This is a genomic window from Uliginosibacterium aquaticum (assembly GCF_012972705.2).
In the GTDB taxonomy this organism is placed as follows: Bacteria; Pseudomonadota; Gammaproteobacteria; order Burkholderiales; family Rhodocyclaceae; genus Uliginosibacterium; species Uliginosibacterium aquaticum.
Genome location: NZ_JABCSC020000006.1, coordinates 116,489 through 131,410, shown reverse-complemented (window position 1 = coordinate 131,410; position 14,922 = coordinate 116,489). Strand labels below are relative to the sequence as shown.

The window sequence follows — 14,922 nt, the reverse complement described above, 5'->3', positions numbered from 1 at the left end:
AGTCCGCCCTACAGCGGCCCTGCTACCTCAGCGCATCGCACGCAGGCGACGAATGCGTTCTTCGGTCGGCGGGTGGGTCGAGAAGAGGCCGGCCAGCCCCCCACCCGAAAGCGGGTTCATGATCATCATCTGCGCCGTGGCCGGGTGCTCGTCCGCCACCGGCATCGGGATGCCACGCGCGTAGTAATCGATCTTCTGCAGCGCGTCGGCCAGCGCATCCGGATCGCCGCAGAAAGCAGCGCCGCCCGCATCGGCTTCGTACTCGCGCGCCCGCGAGATCGCCATCTGGATCAGGCTGGCGGCCAGCGGGGCGAGCAGGGCCACGGCGATGGTCGCGATCGGGTTGGCCGGGCGGCCGTTCTCGTCGCGCCCACCAAAGAACATCGCGAAATTGGCGAGTGCCGAGATCGCGCCGGCCATGGTCGCCGAGATCGTCGAGATCAGGATGTCGCGGTGCTTCACGTGCGCCAGCTCGTGCGCCATCACGCCGCGCAGCTCGCGTTCGGTGAGCATCTGCAGGATGCCGGTGGTGGCCGCCACGGCGGCATGCTCCGGGTTGCGGCCGGTGGCGAAGGCGTTGGGCTGATGCTCGTCGATGATGTAGACGCGCGGCATCGGCAGCTGGGCGCGCTGGGCGAGCCGCCTGACCATGTTGTAGAGGTAGGGCGAGCTGGCCTCGTCGACTTCCTGCGCGTTGTACATGCGCAGCACCATCTTGTCCGAGAACCAGTAGGAGAACACGTTCATCGCGCCGCCGAAGAGCAGCGCCAGGATCATGCCCTGCTGTCCGCCGATCATCGCGCCGACTACGCCGAACAAGGCCACGATGCCCGCCATCAGGATCGAAGTCTTGAGCCAGTTGAACATTGTCTTAACCTGCCTTCCAGAAATAAACCGTGCTCATGCACGCGAAGTTTAGATGGGGGTCAGGAAAAAAGATTCAATCCTGGTTCAGGCGGGCAGATCGAAACGGGCACCGGCTGTCAGCGCAAAACCGCGCAGAAAATCCCCCGCTGGCAGGCGTTTGCTACCCGGCTTCTGCAGCACGGTCAGACGCAGCGCGCCTGCGCCGCAGGCGACGACGACGCCGGCCGCATCCGCCGCCAGCACTGTCCCCGGTTCGCCCGCGCCTGTCGTGGCCTCGCCCGCCCACAGTTTCAGCGTGGTGCCGGCGATATTTGCGGCGCCACCCGGGAAGGGGTCGAAGGCGCGCAGCTTGCGCGCGAGTACTTCGGCGCTCTGGCGGAAATCGAACTGGCTTTCGGCCTTGTCGATCTTGTGGGCGTAGGTCACGCCTTCTTCAGGCTGGATCGTCGCCGGTAGCGGGCCTTGTGCCAGCGCACGCAGGGCCTCGACGATCATTTCGCCGCCCAGTGCGGCGAGGGTGTCGTGCAGGCTGGCGGTGGTGTCGGCGGGCAGGATAGGCACGGCGCGCTTGAGCAACATCGGTCCGGTATCCAGCCCGGCTTCCATCTGCATGATGGTGATGCCGGTCTCCGTGTCGCCGGCTTCGATGGCGCGGTGGATCGGCGCGGCGCCACGCCAGCGCGGCAGCAGCGAGCCGTGGATGTTCAGGCAACCGAGGCGCGGCAGGTCCAGCACCGCCTGCGGCAGGATCAGGCCGTAGGCGGCGACCACCAGCACGTCGGCGCCACAGGCAGCGAGCGCAGCCTGCTGCTCGGACGTGCGCAGCTTTTCGGGCTGATCGACGGCGATGCCATGTTCGAGCGCGACCTGCTTCACTGCAGAAGGTTGCAGCTGCATGCCGCGCCCGGCGGGTCGGTCGGGCTGGGTCAGCACCAGCGGCACCTCGAAGCCGGCGGCGAGAATGGCGCGCAGGGCGACGGCAGCGAATTCCGGAGTTCCGGCGAAAGCGATTTTCATTTTTGAGTAAGGGCTTAAAGCAAGCGGGCGGCAAAAGCCGCCCGGGAACACGCCACCGCAGGCATCAAGGCATCACGCCGTAATGCGTGCCTTCTTGGCAAGCTTGGTTTTGATACGGTTCTGCTTGAGGGGCGAGAGGTATTCAACAAAGACCTTGCCCTCCAGATGATCCATCTCGTGCTGCACGCATACGGCGAGCAAGCCGTCAGCCTCGAACTCGATCCGCTCGCCCTTCTCGTTCAGGGCACGTACCTTCACATGCTCGGAGCGGGTCACCGTGTCATAGATGCCAGGCACCGACAAACAACCTTCTTCGCAGGTCTGCTCGCCATCGCGCGCAATAATTTCCGGGTTGATCAGGGCCAGCAGGCCACTTCTGTCTTCGGAGACATCAATGACGATGACGCGTTCATGCACATCAACCTGGGTGGCGGCCAGGCCAATGCCCGGCGCCTCGTACATGGTCTCGGCCATGTCATGCACCAGCTTGCGGATACGCTCGTCCACAACGGCCACCGGTTTGGCCTTGGTATGCAGTTTGGGATCGGGATAGCGGAGGATGGGCAGCAGCGCCATTTGTCTGAAAAACCCTTGCTGGATGAGTGAGCTACATGCAGAATCTAACGCAAAACTTGAATATCTGCAGCGTCTGGTCAAGTAATGAATAGGCCGGCTGCAAAGCAGCCTGCACGCCTAACAAGGCGAGGAGTTTAGCGTTTCCGGAACGACTCCGCGCCGCGACCAACCATTTACGGGGTTCGCAATGCTCAGAAAATCGCTTCTCGCACTGATCGTGGCCATGGCCACCGCTTACGCCGGTGCTGCCGACAATTCGCCGATCGCCGATAGTGCGCCAGACAGCTATACGGTCAAACAGGGTGACACCCTGTGGGGTATCTCCGGCATGTTCCTCAAGCAGCCTTGGCGCTGGCCGGAAGTCTGGAAGATGAACCAGGACCAGATCCGCAATCCGCACCTGATCTATCCGGGTCAGGTGGTGGTGCTGGATCGTGCCAACGGCACTCTCTCGATCGGCAAGTCAGTCGATGGTCAGGTGACCGGGGGTGACCGCCTGTCACCGCAGGTCTATTCCAAAGACGCTCTTTCCCCGATCGCCAGCATCCCGCTGGAAGCCATCCGTGCCTTCCTAGTCGAACCGCTGGTCGATGAGTATGGTGACAATCCCGCGCTGCCGACCATCGTCGCCAACCAGGAAAGCCGTGTGATTGTCGGTGCACGTGGTGACACCACTTACGCCCGCAACCTCACGCCCGGCATCGACGCATGGGACATTTATCGCCGCGCCCAGCCGATCAAGGACCCGTACTCGGGGGCCGTGCTGGGCCATGAAGCCAAACTGGTCGCCAAGGCCCGTGTGGTGCAGCCTGAAGCCAACGGCAAGGTCGCTGAACTGGCGCTGACCGAGTCGGTCAGTGAAGTGATTGCCGGCAACCGCCTGGAGCCCTCGTCGAAGACCAGCCTGATGGCAGCACCGCCGCACCCGCCGGCAGCCTCTCTGCAGACTTCCGTGGCCTCCATTTACGACGGTGTAAGGGATGCTGGCCGTGGTTCGGTCATCGCCATCGCTGCCGGCCGTGATCAAGGCATGGAGCCTGGCCATCTGGTTGCACTGACGCGAGTGAATGGAACGGTTACCTACCTGGAAAGCCTGCGCAGCTCGCAGAAGGTCAATCTGCCGGACTCCCGCGTCGGCCTTGCCTATGTGTTCCGCACCTTCAATCGGCTTTCCTACGCCCTGGTAATGGACGCTACCGGCCCGGTCAAGGTCGGCGACAAGGTCAGCGCGCCCTGACGCGTTGAGCGCCAGCGACCTGCGCCACTGGCTGCGCCTGTGCCTGATTCCAGGCATTGGCCCGGAACGGCAGCGCGAGCTGCTAGCCACCTTCGGACTGCCCGAGCGGATCTTTGCCGCCGGGCAGTTTTCTTTGGCGCAGGTGATCGGTGAAAAGCTTGCCACCGCCCTCCGTACTCACGACAACAGCGCCCTGGTCGAAACCGCACTGGCCTGGGCCAATGAGCCCGGCAATGCAATCCTGACTCTTGGCGACGCCGCCTATCCCCAGGCGCTGCTGCAGATCGCCGACCCGCCCAGCCTGCTCTACGCCAAGGGACGCGTCGAATTGCTGCAGCAGCCGGCCATTGCCATGGTTGGCGCACGTGCTGCCACACCGCAGGGTGAAGCCAATGCTGAGGCCTTCGCGGAAGCCTTTGCGGCCGCCAACCTTACCGTGATCAGCGGCCTTGCGCTGGGGGTCGATGCGGCAGCCCATCGCGGCGCGCTGAAAGCCGCCGGCAGCACCATCGCGGTGATCGGCACCGGAGCCGACCGGATCTACCCGGCACGCAATGCCGCGCTTGCCCGGCGCATTGCCGAGAATGGCCTGGTGATTTCGGAATTCCCGCTCGGCACGCCACCGACACCCTACAACTTCCCGCGCCGCAACCGCATCATTTCTGGCCTCGCGCGCGGTGTGCTGGTGGTGGAAGCGGCGGTGGATTCCGGTTCGCTGATCACCGCCCGCACAGCGATCGAACAGGGGCGTGATGTGTTTGCGATTCCCGGCTCGATCCATTCACCGCAGGCGCGTGGCTGCCATCGCCTGATCAAGCAGGGCGCCAAGCTGGTCGAAAGCGCCCAGGATGTGCTCGAAGAACTCGACTGGGCCCACAACGCCCACATCGCCCCGGTAGTATCCCAGGCAAGCGCTGACGCGGAGGAGCTCGGCTTGCTCGGTCAGATGGGCTTTGATCCGGTCGATCCAGACACACTGGGCACTCGGGCGGGCTTGACGCCGGATGCGCTCTTCGCCATCCTGACCACACTGGAACTCGACGGACGCATTGCGCGCCTGGCCGGGGGCCGGTTCCAAAGAATCACCTAGTGCCGCGCCGTGTGGCGGCACACAAGCAGGAGCTGCCATGATCGACATTCTGGTTTATCTGTTCGAGACCTATGGCTACGCGGATGCCTGCCCGGAAGAGCCGGAGCAACTGACCCGCAAACTCACTGCCGTCGGTTTTGAAGAAGGCGACATCGCCGAAGCGGTCGAATGGCTCAGCGGCCTGCGTCTGGTTGCCAGTCAGGCGGCACCCAAACCGGCCAGCGGTTCGATGCGCATCTTCACCGAAGCGGAAAGCGCACGCCTGGACGTCGCCAGCCGCGGCTTCATGAGTTTCCTTGAAAGTGCTGGCGTGCTCGATATGCGCAGGCGCGAAATGGCCATTGAACGGGCCATGGCGCTGCCTGAGACAGAGATCGGCCTGTCCCAGTTCAAGGTCATCGTGCTGATGGTGCTGTGGCAGGAGCGTGCCAGTGTCGACGCTCTGATTCTCGATGAACTGCTCACCGACGAAGTCGAAACCGTCGAGGACGATTGGCAAACCACGGTAGCCGTGCACTGAAAGCCAAGAGCCTGCTTTCAGCGGGAAAACTTGCGCCGCCGGGCGCAGCACTTCTATCATCCAGAGCAGTTTCAACAACCGCGGCTTTACAGCCGCGTTTTTTTGCCTGTCCAGGCCACCATGACCAAACAACTCATCATCGCCGAAAAACCCTCTGTTGCTCAGGATATTGCCCGGGCGCTGGGCGGCTTTACCCGCCAGGGCGACTATTTCGAGAGCGATGACTACGTATTGTCCTCGGCCGTCGGCCACCTGCTTGAGCTGGCTGTGCCAGAGGAATTCGAGGTCAAGCGCGGCAAGTGGAGCTTCACCCACCTGCCCATGATCCCGCCGCACTTCGCGCTGAATCCGATCGAGAAGAGTGCTGAACGCCTGCGCCTCCTGACCAAGCTGATCAAGCGCAAGGACGTGAGCGGCCTGATCAACGCCTGTGACGCGGGGCGCGAAGGTGAGCTGATCTTTACCTATGTGGCCCAGCATGCCGGCACCGCAAAGCCGGTGCAGCGTCTGTGGCTGCAGAGCATGACCGCGCAGGCCATCCGCGACGGCTTCCAGCGCCTGCGCACGGCCAACGAGATGAGTGGCTTGCGCGAAGCAGCAATGTGCCGCGCCGAGAGTGACTGGCTGATCGGCATCAATGGCACCCGCGCCATGACCGCCTTCAACTCCAAGAGCGGCGGCTTCCATCTGACCACCGTGGGCCGGGTGCAGACGCCGACGCTGGCCATCGTGGTCGAACGCGAAGAACGCATTCGCGCCTTCAAGTCGCGTGATTACTGGGAAGTCGAAGCCACTTTCGGCGTCTCCGCTGGCGAATATGCCGGCCGCTGGTTCGACGAGAACTTCAAGAAGCCAGAGGATGACGAGCACGCCACTGCGCCGCGCATCTGGGACAAGGCCAAGGCCGACGCCATCCGCACCAAATGCGCCGGCAAGCCAGGCAAGGTCGAGGAAGAGTCCAAGCCCTCGACCCAGCTCTCGCCGCTGCTCTTCGATCTCACCTCCCTGCAGCGCGAGGCCAACGGCCGCTTCGGCTTCTCAGCCCGCACCACCCTGCAGCTGGCCCAGGCCCTGTACGAAAAGCACAAGGTGCTGACCTACCCGCGAACCGACTCACGCTGCCTGCCGGAAGATTACGTCGCCACCGTGCCGGGCATCCTCGGCGCGCTGCCGGACGAGTACGTCGGCTTCGCCACCCAGATCATCAAGCGTGGCTGGGTCAAGCCGAACAAGCGCATCTTCAACAATGCCAAGATCTCGGACCACTTTGCCATCGTGCCGACCGGTACCGCGCCGAAGAGCCTGAGCGAAGCCGAGTACAAGATCTACGACCTGGTCACCAAGCGTTTCCTCGCCGTATTCTTCCCGGCCGCTGAATACCAGATCACCACCCGCATCACCCGCGTCGAGAACGAGGCCTTCAAGACCGAGGGCAAGGTTCTCGTGAACGCTGGCTGGCTGGCCATCTATGGCAAGGAAGCCGCGATCGAGGGCGAAGAGGCAACCGGCTCGCTGGTGCCGGTACAGGCTGGCGAGGGCTCGACAACCGAAGAAATTCACGTCAAGGCCAGCGTCACCAAGCCGCCCGCACGCTACAACGAAGCCACCCTGCTCTCCGCCATGGAAGGCGCCGGCAAACTGGTCGACGATGAAGAGTTGCGCGCTGCCATGGGCGGCCGTGGCCTCGGTACGCCGGCCACCCGCGCCCAGATCATCGAGAACCTGATCGCCGAAACCTACATGCTGCGTGAAGGCCGTGAGCTCATCCCGACCGCCAAGGCCTTCTCGCTGATCACTCTGCTCAAGGGGCTGGGCATCACCGAGCTGTCTTCCGCCGAGCTGACCGGCGAGTGGGAATACAAGCTGGCGCAGATGGAAAAGGGCCTGCTCACGCGTGCCGAATTCATGGGCCACATCGAGGCCATGACGCGCGAGATCGTCGAGCGTGCCAAGACCTACGATTCGGACACCATCCCCGGCGATTTCGGCATTCTCGAAGCCCCTTGCCCCAAATGCGGCGGCCTGATCCGCGAGAACTACAAGAAATTCCAGTGCTCGGATTGCGACTACTCGCTGTGGAAGATCGTCGCTGGTCGCCAGTTCGAACCGCACGAGATCGAAACCTTGCTCACCACCGGCCGCGTCGGCCCGCTGCTGGGCTTCCGCAACAAGATGGGGCGTGCTTTCAACGCCGAGATCCGCCTCAATGACGACAAACTGCCCGAGTTCGACTTCGGTCAGCCACGTGACGGTGAAGCCGCCGAAGCGCCGGACTTCTCGGCCCAGACCAGCCTCGGCAGCTGCCCCAAGTGCGCCAGTGGCGTGTATGAACACGGCACCACCTATGTCTGCGAGAAGGCTGTTGGCCCCGAAAAGAGCTGCGACTTCCGCTCCGGCAAGGTAATCCTGCAGCAGCCGATCGAAATCGAGCAGATGCAGAAGCTGCTCACCACCGGCAAGACGGATCTGCTGCGGCTCTTCGTGTCTTCACGCACGCATCGCAAGTTCTCGGCCATGCTGGTGTGGGATGCCAAGGCCGGCAAGGTCGGCTTCGAGTTCGAACCGCGTGCCCCCAAGGCCCCCAAGGCAGGTGCTGCCAAGGCCGTCGCGGCAACCGAGGGCGAAGAGGCAACTGCAGCGGCCCCCGCAGCCAAGGCCAAGGTCGCCAAGAAACCGGCAGCGACCAAGACAACCCGCACCCGCAAGGCTGCCAGCTGAACCGGCGCCTACGTCGTCCGGCCCAAGGCCTGCGCAAGCAGGCCTTTTTCATTCCGGCACGGAACTCCTGCCACGACGCACACTCACACCAGCTTCAACTCTCCCGAACGATCCATGTCCAGCCCGCTGTACCGCAACATCCTGCCCCTGCTGTGCCTGCTGGCCAGCACCGGTGTCCTCGCCCAAGCCCCTGAAGAAGCCGAGTCGCCCACCCCCGCGCCACCACCACCCCTGCCATCGCAGGTGAAGGACCCACTCTTCAACAACCTTGCCCGAGCGCCTGAAATCGATGCGCCTTCGGACAAGTGGAACGGCTCCTTCGGTCTCGGCATCACCCTGCAGCAAGGCTCCACGAACTCCAGCCAGGGTTCGATGACCCTCGACGCGGTGCGGACAACCGCCAACCGCCGCCTGCTCGCCAACGTGATCGCGGTACGCGGTACCGAGAACGGCGAACGCGATACCGACAATATCAACGCTGATTTCCGCAGCGAACGCAGCTTCGGTCAGGACATGTTCGGCTACCTGGCGCTAGGTGCCGAACGCGATGGCGTGCAGGAGCTCCAGTCGCGCGGCAGCGCAGGCGGTGGCCTCGGCTCGCATCTCTTTGCCTCGGACACCCTGAGCTTCAACGCCTACACCGGTATTGCCTACAGTGAAGAGCGTTATCGTGGCGAGGAGGCCTCGCGCGGCATCGAAGGCCTGCTCGGCTCCGAGCTGCGCTACGACATTTCCGAGCACTCGCGCTTCACCCATCGCCTGGTGGTGTATCCGGACTCAGTCAGCGGCGGCACCCGTTTCGCCATGCAGGGCGCCCTGTCGACGCGGATCAATTCGACGCTGGGCCTGCAGGTCGCGATGCTGCAGAAATACCGCGAGAAGGTTCGCGGCGACGCAACCAATCTCGACACCATCGTGTTCACAGGCATCACCGCCGGCTTCTGAACGGCATCGCCGCCGCAACGCCAGCCCCTATACTCGGGCAGATCCATTCCCGGGCCCCGCCATGAAACGTTGCTTCAACCTGCAGGCCGGCACCATCCAGCACGCCGAGGGCGATCCGGCCGCAGCACCGATCCGTGTCTACGCCGCGCCCGATCGCGCCGAGCGCGAGGAGTTGCGCAGCACGCTCGGGCTCGATGATTACGATCTCGACGCCGCACTGGACCCGGAAGAGATCCCACGTGTCGAGTTCGGTGCGCATGGCGCCGCCAACATCATCTGGAAGCGCCCCAAGAACGTTTCGATCGGCGCCCAGCTGCGCTTCGACGTGGCCTCGGTGGGCATCTTCGTACGCCCCGATGCGGTGGTGCTGGTCACCGCCGAAGGGGAGCCGGACTTTTCGGAGCGCGAATTCCGCGGCATCCACAGCCTCAGCGATTTCCTGCTCAAGCTGCTGCTGCACACGGTGCACCACTATCTGGGCCACCTGAAAGTCATCAAGCAGATCAACGCCGAGCTGGGCAGCAAGATCAGCGTCTCGATGGAAAACCGCTACTACCTGCAGATGCTGGCCCTCTCCGAGAGCCTGATCTACTACGTGGACGGCATCGAGGCCAATGCGGCGGTACTCGCCAAGCTGCGCAGCTCCACCCATCGCCTTGAACTGACGCCGCTACAAGCCGAGATGCTGCATGACACGGTGCTGGACATGCAGCAGTGCGCGCGCCAGGCTGCGATCTATTCGAGCGTGCTCTCGGGCCTGATGGATGCGCGCGGCGCGATCATCAACAACAACGTCAACACCCTGCTGAAGAACCTGACCCTGATCAGCGTGATCTTCCTGCCGCTGAATCTGGTGGCCAGCATTGGCGGCATGTCCGAGTTCAGCGTGTGGACTGCTGGCCTGGACTGGCGCCTGTCCTACGGCCTGCTGGTGATCGGCATGGCGCTGGCCGGCTGGCTGGGCCTGCGCATCATCGTGCAGCTCGCCAGCGGACGCGGCCTCGGCTGGAATGGGCTACGCTGGCCGCGCGTACTGAGGCGCAGGTAGTCAGCCGCTGTGCTGCTGGCCCCAGCGCCGCGCCAGCACACTGACCATCACCAGCTGCAACAGGTGGAAGATCATGATCGGTGCAATGATCAGGCCCAAAGCCGGATTGCCGGCGAACATGATGCCAGCCATCGGCACCCCGGCCGCAAGCGATTTCTTGGAGCCGCAGAACTGGGCTGCGATACGGTCCTCACGCGAAAAACCGAGCCGGTCGCACAACAGCGCCAGAAGGCCCATCACGCCCCAGAACAGGACGACCGCGATGGCTGCGATCGCCAGCAGGGTCAGGATGCCTTGCTGCGCCCACACGCCCTCATGCACCGAATCCGCGAAGGAATTGGCCACGATCGCCACGATGGTGGCGCGATCGAGCCAGCGCGTGACGGGAGCGGCCCGCTCCAGCTGGCGCAGCAGCAGGGGGCGCAGCAACTGGCCGAGCACGATGGGCACAACTACCATCAGCACGATCTTGCCGATCACCGGCCCGAGCGGCAGGCCAGCGCCCTGGGTCTGCAGATAGGCATTCACCCACAAGGGCGTGATGAAAACGCCGATCAGGCTGGAGAGGCTGGCATTGAAGATCGCGCCCGGCACATTGCCATGGGCAATGGAAGTCATCGTCACCGATGACGACACGGTGGAGGGCAGGGCGCACAGGTAGAACAGGCCCAGCGCTAGCGGCGCAGCAAACAGGCTGCCGAGCGTGGCATCGAGCAGCAGGCCCAGCAGCGGAAAGAGGATGAAGGTAGCGCCCTGCACCACGCAGTGCAGGCGCCAGTTGAGCAAGCCTGCGCGCATCCGCGCTGGCGACAGGCCCAGACCGTAGAGCAGGAAAACGACGGCCACCCCCCAGCTGGCATACCAGTCCAGATGGAGCAGACCGCCGCTGCGGCCAAGCTCCGGCCACACGGCGGCAAACAATGCAGAAGCCAGCAGGGCAAGGATGAAGCCATCCAGGCCAAAACGTCGAAGCAAAGCGAACATCGGGCAGCGGGTAATTCAGGGGAAACCCCGAGTTTAACGCGCCCAGCCGCCCTCTCAGAAACCCGCCTGAGCGCCCGCCCGGCCAGCGGGCCGGCGCTCACATGCTCAGAATTTGCGCGGATCGAAGCTGTCGTATTTGGCCAGCCCGAGCGCGGTGGCGATCTTTTCCCAGGAGGTGTACTTCAGGTTGGTCTGGTGAGTCACATCGCTCAGATTGTCCAGGTCGTCGTTATAGCCGTCCTGGCTGATGAACACGCCATAGGGATAGCCCGGCAGCTGCAGCGCGATCACGTCCGCGCCATCACACTCCTGCACCCCATCTGCCTGCCCGGCCGCGCCCTTGCTGATGCGGAAGCCGCCCTTGAAGACCGGCGTCTTGCTGCCGTCGAGCGTGAGAACCACGAAGCTGTCGTCATACGGCGCATCGGCCAGGGTTGCGCCGGTGCCATGCGCGCCGCCCTGGCTGGAGGCGATCAGATAGCCACCGCCGTCCGGGCCGTAGTAGATGCTGAGGCCTTCAAGATCGCGCGAGATGCGGCTCTCCGGGTTGAAGAAGCTGTGTTTGACGCTGCTGGTCCCGTCCACATAGCTCGCCACGCCGCTGCCGCGGGTCTCGTAGAAAGGCGCCGTGCTGTCGAGTTTCTCGCCGGTCTTCAGATTGATGCGCCAGATGCCCACGTCTTCCTGGCCGGCGTAGAGAATGCCGTTGCGCTGATCCACCACCATGCCTTCAAACTGCGGACTCCAGTCGCGCGAGGCATCAGTGTCGCTCGCTTCCAGCAGGCTCTGACCCTTGTAGGTATAGGGGAAGCGCCAGTCACGTCCGCTCACGGCTGCCACGTTGACCGTACCGCCCACCTCGGCCACCAGCTCGAACTGCTGCACCCGCGCCTGCTTGCGCTGATTCACCAGCACATAGTGCTTGCCACTCGCGCTGTCGCTCCAGTGGGTCAGACCATACCCCGTGTTCTGCTTGGAAACCTTGATCGACACATCCTTGCTGCTGTCCGCCTCGCTGCCGGTCGCCGGCACCAGCGGGAACAGGCGCAAAGGCGTGGCCGAAGTGATGTCGGTAAGCGGAGCGGCGCTGTCGCCATCAATCTTCCAGACCCGGATCAGATCCTGGCCACGATCGCTGGCCACCGCGAGATCAACCGTCGTGCCGTTGGCCAGCTTGAAGCCATAGACCACGTCGACATTGTTGAAGCGGCTCTTGCCGGCCGTGTCATGCACCAGGATGCTGGCAGCGATGCTCTGCACCACCTGGCCTTGCAGGTCATAAACCCTCAGGCCACCATCCTTGACTGCGGCCACCACCAGGCTCTTGCTGCGATCCGTGGCATGTACCCAGATTGCAGGATCATCGACATCACCGCTCGCGGCAGCCATGTTTTCGGTTTCCAGATCAAAGCTCAGCGCGGCCACGCTGTAACTGGAAGCCGACGAAGCCCCTGCACTGCTCGCCGCACTGGCGCTTGAGGCGCTGCTGCTGACGCTGGCAGCGGAAGAAGCAAGGCTGCTGGTTGCGCTGGAAGAAGAGGAGGGCGTGGCTGACTCGCTGGAGCCGGCACCACCGCAAGCGGTCAGCAGACAGGCGAGCAGCAGGCAGGATCCTGCCGCAAGGGAATATTTCATGGACTTCGGGCCTCGTAGAAAGGCCCGCAGTCTGCTGCCGGCGGATTACCGCAGGATGACAAACGGATTACACGGTGGACGGCGGCAGCAGCTCGACGGTGATATGTACCAGCTCTTCATGGATCGCCAGCTGGGCGCGGAAGTACTCCGCACTCACCGGCTCCGCAACGCTCAGGCTCAGAATGACGGCATAGCTGCCCTTGCCCACGCGCCACACGTGCAGATCGCGGATCGTGGCCGGCACTGGGCTGGCCGCGATCACTTCACGGATCTCTTCCACCACCGGCACATCCATCTCCGCATCGAGCAGCACGCGTCCGGTCTGCTGCAGCAGGCCAACCGACCAGCGCGCCACCAGCAAAGCACCGGCAATCCCCATCACCGGATCCAGCCAGGCAGCGCCCCACAGCTTGCCACCAAACAGGGCCAGGATCGCCAGCACCGAGGTGGCTGCATCGGCCAGCACATGCAGATAAGCCGCGCGCAGGTTCAGGTCGTGATGGTGATCGTGGTCGTGCGCATGGCCGTGATCATGGTGGTGATGGCTATGGTCGTCCCGCAGCAGCCAGGCACAGACCAGATTGATCAGCAGACCGAGCAGCGCGATCGCGATCGCCTGATCGTAATGGATGGCCTGCGGTGCAAGCAGGCGCTCCACCGACTGAAACAGCATCAGGCCGGCCACACCGATCAGGCACAGGGCACTGGTGTAACCACCGAGCACTTCGAACTTCCAGGCTCCGAAGCTGAAACGCGCATCAGCCGCGTAGCGCCGGGCCAGCGCATACGCCAGTAGCGACAGCCCCAGGGCCAGCGCATGCGAGCTCATGTGCCAGCCATCCGCCAGCAGCGCCATTGAATTGAAATACCAGCCGCCAAAGATCTCAGCGACCATCATCAGCACAGTGAGGATCACGGCCCAGCGCGTCTTGCGCTCGGCGAGCGGATTGCCGGCGTCGAACTGGCCAGCTTGCAGGCAGTGATGAGCGGAAGGGCGCGATTGCATGATTGTTTGTGCTCGGTGTATATACTCCCCCCCAGTATAAACCCGAGACCTGCCATGGCCCATACCATCCGTGATCGCAAACCCCTGCTGACCCGCGTGCGCCGCATCCAGGGCCAGTTGCGCTCGCTGGAGACCACGCTTGACGAAGGTGGTGACTGTGCTGCCGTGCTGCAGCAGATCGCCGCCGTGCGCGGTGCGGTGGCCGGGCTGATGAATCAGGTGCTGGAAGGCCACATCCGCGAGCATCTGGGCAACCCGGACGCCACGCCCGAAGAACGCACGCAGGATGTCGAGCAGGTCGTTGCCGCACTACGCTCGTATCTCAGATAGACCGGTCTGAAGTTGGCAGGCTTGTCATCAAACGCCACGGCGTGCTTGACTTCGAGTGCACTCAAACTTCGAGAATGCCGCCATGGATACGCAACTCAGCATTCAGCAGCTCGCCGCGAGCACCGGTCTGAGCCCCCACACCCTGCGCTACTACGAGCGGATCGGCCTGATCCAGAACGTAGCGCGGGATGCCGGCGGGCGACGACGCTACACGGCAGCAGATCTGGACTGGCTGCGCTTCCTGATGCGCCTGCGTCAAACCGGCATGTCCATCACCGAAATGCTGCGCTACGCCGGATTACGACGAGAAGGCAGCAGCACGCAGGCCGAACGCTGCGCGATGATGGAAGCTCAGCTTGCTCACGTCCGCCAGGAGATCGCCCGCCTGCAGGCTCTGGCAGGGTTTCTGGCCGACAAGGTGGACGGGTATCACGACGCCCTGCGCATCTCCATGAATGCAGCAAACACGGAGATCAAACATGCTGAATCACGAAGAAACCCGCTTCCAGAACGGCCTCGCAAAACTCGCCGAAGTTGATGGTCAGGCCGGCGAGAAGGTGATCGCCGCACTTCAGGACATCGCGCCGGATTTCGCCCGCCTGCTGGTGTCCTTTGCCTTTGGCGATATCTACAGCCGCCCCGGCCTCGATCTGAAGTCTCGCGAGATAGGTGTAGTCGCAGCCCTGACGGCGCTCGGCAATGCAAAACCGCAACTCAAGGTGCATATCCACGCGGCACTCAATGTCGGCTGCAGCCGCGAGCAGATCATTGAGACCATCATGATGATGAGCGTCTACGCCGGCTTTCCGGCTGCGTTGAATGGCCTGTTCGCCGCCCAGGAAGTGTTTGCGGAAACGGAGCACAAAGCGCATTGCCGGCCAACGCCTCCGCCCGCCCCCTGCAGCATGCCTGCCTGAAGCCCTCGCCGGCCAAGCACGGGGGCGGCAAC

15 protein-coding genes are annotated in these 14,922 nt (G+C 63.6%); 9 read left to right on the top strand and 6 right to left on the bottom strand.

The window, feature by feature from the left end:
* Positions 1 to 27: 27 nt before the first annotated feature.
* From htpX to def, 3 genes are all read right to left on the bottom strand, one after another.
* Complete coding sequence (gene htpX / locus HJ583_RS18310) at positions 28 to 867, bottom strand: zinc metalloprotease HtpX (RefSeq protein WP_170023264.1); 840 nt, start codon at positions 865 to 867, stop codon at positions 28 to 30.
* Positions 868 to 951: 84 nt separating this feature from the next.
* Positions 952 to 1,884 carry a methionyl-tRNA formyltransferase gene (gene fmt, locus HJ583_RS18305; RefSeq protein WP_170023263.1) on the bottom strand — a complete coding sequence of 311 codons (933 nt, stop codon included), beginning with the start codon at positions 1,882 to 1,884 and terminating at the stop codon, positions 952 to 954.
* Positions 1,885 to 1,956: 72 nt separating this feature from the next.
* Entirely contained in the window at positions 1,957 to 2,460 is a 504-nt protein-coding gene (gene def, locus HJ583_RS18300) for a peptide deformylase (protein WP_170023262.1), read from the bottom strand.
* A 187-nt stretch (positions 2,461 to 2,647) separates the two neighbouring features.
* Between def and HJ583_RS18295 the strand changes: the two genes are divergently transcribed.
* The 6 genes from HJ583_RS18295 (at position 2,648) to HJ583_RS18270 (ending at position 10,018) form a co-directional block, all read left to right on the top strand.
* Positions 2,648 to 3,697 (top strand): LysM peptidoglycan-binding domain-containing protein, encoded by a 1,050-nt coding sequence (locus tag HJ583_RS18295; protein WP_170023261.1) that lies wholly within the window; start codon positions 2,648 to 2,650, stop codon positions 3,695 to 3,697.
* A gap of 4 nt (positions 3,698 to 3,701) precedes the next feature.
* Positions 3,702 to 4,787, top strand: coding sequence for a DNA-processing protein DprA (gene dprA / locus HJ583_RS18290; RefSeq protein ID WP_170023260.1), 1,086 nt, complete (start codon positions 3,702 to 3,704; stop codon positions 4,785 to 4,787).
* Between the two features lie 37 nt (positions 4,788 to 4,824).
* Positions 4,825 to 5,307, top strand: coding sequence for a DUF494 family protein (locus HJ583_RS18285; RefSeq protein WP_170023259.1), 483 nt, complete (start codon positions 4,825 to 4,827; stop codon positions 5,305 to 5,307).
* Between the two features lie 120 nt (positions 5,308 to 5,427).
* Complete coding sequence (locus tag HJ583_RS18280) at positions 5,428 to 8,025, top strand: DNA topoisomerase III (RefSeq protein WP_170023258.1); 2,598 nt, start codon at positions 5,428 to 5,430, stop codon at positions 8,023 to 8,025.
* Positions 8,026 to 8,139: 114 nt separating this feature from the next.
* Positions 8,140 to 8,970, top strand: a complete 831-nt coding sequence (locus tag HJ583_RS18275; RefSeq protein WP_170023257.1) for a DUF481 domain-containing protein — start codon at positions 8,140 to 8,142, stop codon at positions 8,968 to 8,970.
* A gap of 61 nt (positions 8,971 to 9,031) precedes the next feature.
* Positions 9,032 to 10,018, top strand: a complete 987-nt coding sequence (locus tag HJ583_RS18270) for a magnesium transporter CorA family protein (RefSeq protein ID WP_170023256.1) — start codon at positions 9,032 to 9,034, stop codon at positions 10,016 to 10,018.
* On the opposite strand, the gene HJ583_RS18265 is transcribed toward HJ583_RS18270, so the two are convergent.
* From HJ583_RS18265 to dmeF, 3 genes are all read right to left on the bottom strand, one after another.
* Positions 10,019 to 11,002 (bottom strand): bile acid:sodium symporter family protein, encoded by a 984-nt coding sequence (locus HJ583_RS18265; protein WP_170023255.1) that lies wholly within the window; start codon positions 11,000 to 11,002, stop codon positions 10,019 to 10,021. It abuts the gene before it with no gap.
* A gap of 105 nt (positions 11,003 to 11,107) precedes the next feature.
* Positions 11,108 to 12,637, bottom strand: coding sequence for a phytase (locus tag HJ583_RS18260; protein ID WP_170023254.1), 1,530 nt, complete (start codon positions 12,635 to 12,637; stop codon positions 11,108 to 11,110).
* 67 nt (positions 12,638 to 12,704) lie between these two features.
* Positions 12,705 to 13,643, bottom strand: coding sequence for a CDF family Co(II)/Ni(II) efflux transporter DmeF (gene dmeF, locus HJ583_RS18255; RefSeq protein WP_170023253.1), 939 nt, complete (start codon positions 13,641 to 13,643; stop codon positions 12,705 to 12,707).
* Between the two features lie 54 nt (positions 13,644 to 13,697).
* On the opposite strand from dmeF, the gene HJ583_RS18250 reads away from it, so the two are divergent.
* The 3 genes from HJ583_RS18250 (at position 13,698) to HJ583_RS18240 (ending at position 14,890) form a co-directional block, all read left to right on the top strand.
* Entirely contained in the window at positions 13,698 to 13,973 is a 276-nt protein-coding gene (locus tag HJ583_RS18250) for a metal/formaldehyde-sensitive transcriptional repressor (RefSeq protein ID WP_170023252.1), read from the top strand.
* Positions 13,974 to 14,055: 82 nt separating this feature from the next.
* Positions 14,056 to 14,511 carry a MerR family transcriptional regulator gene (locus HJ583_RS18245; protein ID WP_170023251.1) on the top strand — a complete coding sequence of 152 codons (456 nt, stop codon included), beginning with the start codon at positions 14,056 to 14,058 and terminating at the stop codon, positions 14,509 to 14,511.
* The gene (locus HJ583_RS18240) at positions 14,453 to 14,890 is read left to right on the top strand and encodes a carboxymuconolactone decarboxylase family protein (protein WP_170023250.1); all 438 of its coding nucleotides are present in this window, start codon (positions 14,453 to 14,455) and stop codon (positions 14,888 to 14,890) included. The genes HJ583_RS18245 and HJ583_RS18240 overlap by 59 nt, the downstream gene beginning before the upstream one ends.
* Positions 14,891 to 14,922: the final 32 nt, after the last annotated feature.